The organism is Sinomonas mesophila, assembly GCF_001999765.1.
In the GTDB taxonomy this organism is placed as follows: Bacteria; Actinomycetota; Actinomycetes; order Actinomycetales; family Micrococcaceae; genus Sinomonas; species Sinomonas mesophila.
On the sequence record NZ_KV908334.1, the window covers coordinates 1 to 478 of the forward strand.

Here is a 478-nt window from a genome sequence, read left to right on the forward strand (position 1 = left end):
AAACCAGCCGGCAGGACGGGAAAACGCCCACACCAGCCAGCAAATCCAAAACTGGCAAAAACAATCCGGACAGCCGCACCCACGGGGGTGGGCAGGCCGCCCAATGTATCAACCAAAAAAATGGCATCAACGAACTTGGCACACTATTGAGTTCTCAAACAACAGTCACACCCGGGTAACTCTCGCGGCCCTCTTCCAGCCGCTCGCCTCCCCGAGGCACGTCCACCCACTTTACCGGAACCGGCCCTCCAGTGCAAATTCCGTATTTCTCGGAAAAAGCCTCGGAATTCCGTTCCCGGCCCCACCCGAGCGCGCAGCACATCGCCGCCGTTCCGGCTGTTCGAGGGGGATCTTCCGCCCGGCTGGACCCCGATTTCTCGTGGCCGCCCCGGCGACTCAGAAAACAATACCGGCCGCGCCAGCCTGTCGCAAATCGGCGGCATGTGCCCTCGCCCACAGGGACGGCGGACGGTCGATA